The organism is Streptomyces spongiae (assembly GCF_009377185.1).
GTDB lineage: Bacteria > Actinomycetota > Actinomycetes > Streptomycetales > Streptomycetaceae > Streptomyces > Streptomyces spongiae.
The window spans coordinates 1-5,540 of the sequence record NZ_VJZC01000634.1; the positions used below are offsets into that span (position 1 = coordinate 1).

General features: G+C 69.7%; 4 protein-coding genes. 2 read left to right on the plus strand and 2 right to left on the minus strand.

Translation table 11 applies throughout. The features are described from left to right. Positions 1-99: 99 nt before the first annotated feature. Entirely contained in the window at positions 100-990 is an 891-nt protein-coding gene (locus FNH08_RS43365) for a serine/threonine-protein kinase (RefSeq protein WP_194238826.1), read from the minus strand. A gap of 407 nt (positions 991-1,397) precedes the next feature. Between FNH08_RS43365 and FNH08_RS43370 the strand changes: the two genes are divergently transcribed. Both FNH08_RS43370 and FNH08_RS43375 read left to right on the plus strand, forming a co-directional pair. Next, positions 1,398-2,624 (plus strand): cytochrome P450 family protein, encoded by a 1,227-nt coding sequence (locus FNH08_RS43370; RefSeq protein ID WP_152777010.1) that lies wholly within the window; start codon positions 1,398-1,400, stop codon positions 2,622-2,624. Between the two features lie 301 nt (positions 2,625-2,925). Further along, entirely contained in the window at positions 2,926-3,753 is an 828-nt protein-coding gene (locus tag FNH08_RS43375; protein ID WP_152777011.1) for a carboxypeptidase-like regulatory domain-containing protein, read from the plus strand. 72 nt (positions 3,754-3,825) lie between these two features. On the opposite strand, the gene FNH08_RS43380 is transcribed toward FNH08_RS43375, so the two are convergent. Then, the gene (locus FNH08_RS43380; RefSeq protein WP_152777012.1) at positions 3,826-5,256 is read right to left on the minus strand and encodes an Nramp family divalent metal transporter; all 1,431 of its coding nucleotides are present in this window, start codon (positions 5,254-5,256) and stop codon (positions 3,826-3,828) included. Positions 5,257-5,540: the final 284 nt, after the last annotated feature.

Here is a 5,540-nt window from a genome sequence, read left to right on the forward strand (position 1 = left end):
GCCGTATGTTCCCCCCGCCATGCGCCGCCTCGCCTTTGCTTCCATCATCGCCATCGCCGCTGTCGCCGCCGCGTGCCAGCGCGCGAAGGACGACAAATCTCAGGGTGACCCGAAGACCGCCACCGCCACCGCGCCGAAGGGCACCGGGTCCGGTGGGGCCGAGGCCCAGACGCCGGGCCGCGCGTCGAGCCTCTCCAACAACTCGTCCGCGGTGGGACGGGCCTGCGGTGACTTTTCCAAGCAGGCGGCCAGCAGGGGCGCGAGCGGCTGCGGCACGCCGTCGAGCACGGGCTCCTCGTGCGCGATGCGGTAGAGCAGTTGGGCGGCGGACGGATCCTCGCCCGGGTGCAGAAAGGGCCCGGTCCCGGTGGCGGCATACACCAGGACCGCGCCCAGCGAGAAGATGTCGCCGGGCCCGGCCGATATCCCCCCGGTGACCTGCTCGGGTGCCATGTAACCGGGGGAGCCGATGACACCTCCGGTACCGGTGTGCCGGGTGTCGTCCGCGGCCCGGGCGATGCCGAAGTCGATGAGCAGCGGATGACGGCGGGCGAGCAGCACGTTGGACGGCTTCACGTCGCGGTGCGCGAGCCCCGCCCGGTGCACGGCCCGCAGCCCCTCGGCGAGTTCCGCCGCCAGAGCCCGGACGGCGGACTCGGGCAGCGGGCCGTCGCACGCCACCCGGTCCGCGAGGGAGGGCGCGGCCACGTACTCCGTGGCCAGCCATTGCGGCCGGTGGCCCGCGGGGCTGTAGTCGACGACCGACACCGTCCACGGGGAGCGCACCTGGTCGCTGCTGGCGATCTCACGGGCGAACCGCTGCTCGAAACCGGGGTCCAGGCCGAACTCGGTGCGTACGGTTTTGAGGGCCAGAGGACGACCCGACGCGGTGCGGGAGAGGAACACCTGCCCCATGCCGCCGACGCCGAGTCTCGCCAACAGGGGGTAGCCGCCGATGGCCGGCGGATCGGTGGGATCCAGACGTCTCATGAACCTCTCCGGGCGCTGCTCGGGCCGCAGGGCGGTACACCGTGGCTGCGGGGACGTAGCACCGCCCGCGATACACGCGGGCCAGTCCTGCACGCGATGCATTCATATCAGTTCATATTCCGAGCGCATGGCGGGGCAGGACCGTACTTCTCCTATGAGGGCGACCATGAAGCGTCGGGCCGGTCGGGGCGCAGTCGTCGTCGCCTTCACCTACGACACGCGACCCAACCGGGTGGATGGCTGTGGATGGCTCGGGCCTCGCCCGCATGCCGTGTCCTGGTCCGTGGGCGGCGCGCCGGGGCAGTGGGTCGAGCAGGCGGCCGGCACCGGGGACGTCGCCTCCCAGCAGCGCAGCCACTGGAAACATTTGCGGCTCTCGCGGGAAGCAGGGATTTAGGCTGAAGGGCATGGTCACGACAACATCATCCGGATCGCCCCTCTTCGACCCCGCTGAGCTGATCGCCGACATGTACACCGTGTACGCGCGGCTTCGCGAGGCCGGTACCGTCCACCGGGTTCCCGGACCTGACGGGACGCCGGCCTGGTTAGTCACCCGTTACGACGACATCCGCGAGGCCCTCGGTGATCCCAGACTCTCCCTGGACAAGAGCAACGCGAAACCCGGCCACTACCTGGGCCTGGCACTGCCGTCGGCGCTGGACGCGAACCTGCTCAACATGGACCCGCCGGACCACACCCGCATCCGGCGGCTGGTGTCCCGGGCGTTCACACCGCGCCGAATCGAGCAGCTGCGCGAGCCGATCCGCAGGACAGCCGACCAACTGCTGGATGCCATCGCCCCGCACGAAAACACCGCCGACCTCATCACCACTTTCGCGGCACCGTTGCCGATCACGGTCATCTGCGATCTGCTCGGCGTGCCGCAGGCGGACCGACAGGACTTCCGGGCCTGGACCGACGTCCTGATGATGATGGCCCCCGACCCGGCGCAGCCGGCAAGGGCGAAGGAAGCGGGCGTCAGCCTGCTGACGTACTTCACGCACCTCATCGCCGGCAAACGGACCACCCCGGACGACGACCTGCTCTCCGCGCTGATCGCCGTCCGTGACGAGGAGGACAGAAACGACCGACTCGGCGAGGACGAACTGCTTTCCCTGGCTTTCCTCGTCCTGTTCGCGGGATACGAAAGCTCCATCCACCTCCTCGGCAACGCCACCCTGGCTCTGCTCAGCAACCCCGACCAACTGGCCGCGCTGCGCGCCGATGCGTCGTTGTGGCACGGCGCAGTCGAGGAACTGGCCCGTTACGACGGCCCCGCGGCCATCTCCATCCGCCGGTTCCCCACCGAGGACGTCACCATCGGCGGCGTCACCGTTCCGGCGGGTGAGACAGTGCTGCTGTGCCTGGCGGCAGCCCATCGCGACCCGCATCGTTTCCCCGACCCCGATCGCCTCGACATCACCCGCGACACCACCGGACACCTCGCTCTGGGCCACGGCATCCACTACTGCCTCGGTGCTCCGCTGGCCCGTATGGAGACCGAGATCGCGCTCACCGCGCTCTTCGAACGCTTCCCGCACCTGGCCCTCGCCGTTCCGGAGAGTGAACTGCAGTGGCGCCCCTCAATGCGGACCCGGGGACTGCGCGCCCTCCCGGTGACCTTCAACGGCTGACGCAATGAGACGAGTGGTCGGTGGGCGACCAAGGGGCACGCCCACCAGACCTCACCCGCGCGTTGCGGCGCTCGACCACGGGACGGGGGCTGTGTCGTACGACTCCCGCACCGCGGCGCGGTGGGAAGGCTCAGTCACGCGGTGAATCTCAACCGGTGGGCAAACCGGGGCCGAACTCCGTGTTCACGAACCATGCATTCCGAGGTATTCCGGGCGCATTCCAATCGGGCATTACAACCGCAGCATGTCTCCCTGTGTCAAACCGGAGCAGGACCGCACGGCATATGACCAAGGAGTCCACATGCGCACACGCTCACGGGCGGCTCGCCCGACCGCTGCCACCGTCCTCGCCGCGCTGGCCACGATCGCGGCCGGGGCGCTGCCCGCCCACGGTGCCACCCCCGCTCCCGCGCGAAGCGCCACGGCGGCGGAGGCGGCCTACGAGCTGAGTCTGACCGCCAGCAGATTCACCACCGACTTCCAGCGCCGCACGGTCACCCTGACCGGCGCCCTGACCCGGCCTGACGGCACCCCCGTGGCGGGCGCGTCGGTCGCCGTGGGCCAGAACGTCCTCTTCAAGACCTGGAACCCCTGGGGCGACCCCATCGACCCGACCGAGCGGGAGAACCGGAGTCTCGGCACTGTCGTCACGGACGCGGACGGGCGGTTCACGCTCCCCGGCATCCAGGCGGACCGGTGGGAGAACCAGGGCAGCATCTTCCTGAACCCCCGCCACGAAGTGGAGTTCTACGCCTCCTACGATCCGGCCGAGGACCCCACGGACCACGACATCGTCTTCGACCGCGCCGTGGTCGCCGTCAAGCCGGTCATGAGCACGATCACGTACAAGGTCGACAAGACCAGGGTGCGCCCCGGTGACACCCTCACCGTGACCGGCAAGGTCGCCTGGCCCGCCGGTCACGGGCCGGTCGCCGGCACCCGGGTCCTGCTGCGGACGTACTACGAGAGCGAGTACAACGCGCAGACCACCACCGACGCCAGGGGGAACTTCACCGTGCGCGCCAGGATCAGGGGCTACGACCACGAGTTCGTGCTCTTCTCCGCTCCCAAGGACTACTACATCGCCCGCGCCACCAAGCCCCTGCCGGTCAAGAACACCACGCTGTAGCGCCTCCTCACCCCCGACCCCTGTCTCGCCCCCTCGACCGCCTCGGTCGCGTCGAGTGTGCGCGTGGCCGGTTCAGTCGCTCGGTGTGAGGCCCAGCGTGTCGAGCACCCCGTACACCCCGAGGAAGAAGATCGCCGCGCTGCTGAGGACAAGGGCGGCGGTCATCCAGGGGTTGGCGCGGAAGCGGGGCGGGACGCCGGTGTAGCGCAGGCGCCAGACCGCTATCACGACGGCGAGGAGGAAGACGCCGCCGCCGATGCCGCCGATCTGCACCATCAGGACCGGGGACTGGACCCACAGGAAGAAGCACATCCACACCGGGGGAAGGCACCAGGTGAGGATCCGGATGGTGCGGGTGCGGACCCGCATGTCGTTCCAGTTGATCGCGCCGAGCAGACCGAGGGTGTTGGTCCACAGCCGCGGAACGCTGGCCGACGAGGCGACGGTGACCGAGAAGAGCACGGAGATCGCGCCGGCCAGGAAGAGGTACTCGGCCCAGGGCCCGAGCGTGTCGGTGTAGCTGTGCGACAGCGTGGTGATCATCTCGTTGCCCTCGGGCACCAGGCCCTGCGGATGCAGCACGGAGGCGCCGATCACGTAGAAGGACAAGGTACAGATCGTGCACACGAACCAGGCGACGCCCACATCGAGCCGCATGACCTTGAGCCAGCCCTCGGCGCGCCGGGCGCGCTGCTCGGTCCCGTCGTCGGGGCCGGTCCAGCGGGCGTAGCCCTTCTCGAGGCACCAGTAGGTGTAGGTCGTCATCTCGTCGGCGCCGACGCCGGTGATGCCGAACATGGCGAGGGCGATGCCGACCGTGCCGGCCGGGATCTGGAAGCTGAGCCCGTCGGCGAGCTGCTCGGTGCCGTACCCGAAGGCGGTGAGCGGCAGGGCGAGTGCCAGGCCGACGGTGATCACCGTCTTGAGCGTGATGCCGATGACCTCGACCCGCTCGACGACGTGGTACTTGCCCGTCTGGAGGATGAGGACGGCGGCGGCGGTGACGATCACGGCCCAGATCGTGAGGGACGTACTGCTCAGCGACCCGCCGTGGATCGGGAAGAGGATGGAGCAGGCGGCCGCGGTGCCTCCGATGATGCCGCCGCGCTGGAACATCTTGGCGAAGTCCATACCGATCCACAGCCAGTTGATCCAGCTGAGGCGGCCGATGCGGGGTCCGACGTCGCGGAAGCCGTCCAGCGCGGGGCGGCCGTTGAGGATGGTCCAGCGGGCCAGCTCCATCTGCACCCAGACCTTGACCGCGGTGGAGATGATCACGAGCCACAGCAGGGCGAAGCCCGCCTTCGCACCGAGCGAGGTGGTGGTGATCAGTTCGCCGGAGCCGACGACCGCGGCGGACAGGATGAGCCCGGGACCGAGGTGGCGCAGGCGGCCGCGGAAGGTGTCGGGGGCCGGGCGGGCGTCTTCGGCGCGCAGCGCGTACGGGTCGGGCTGCGCGGGGGGCGGCGCCGCGGCGGCGCCGTCGGTCGACGTGATGGCCATGTCAGGTCCTTGGGGGATCTTCCGGCGTCGTCACCGGTATCCGGTATGGGGACAGATGTGGGTCGTGGTGCCTGGGGTGTTGATGTGTTGGCGTGTTGGTGTGTGAGGGGGATTCGGTGTCGGCCGGCTGTGGTCGGCCGGGCCCTGGATGTGGCGGGCTCAGCGGGCCTGATGGTGGGGCGCCTCGCCTGCCAGCACGCGGACGACGTCCTCGGCCACCATCGCGCCCATGGCCTGGTTGGCCTCCGGGGTGCAGGCGGCCATGTGCGAGGTGAGGAGGGTGC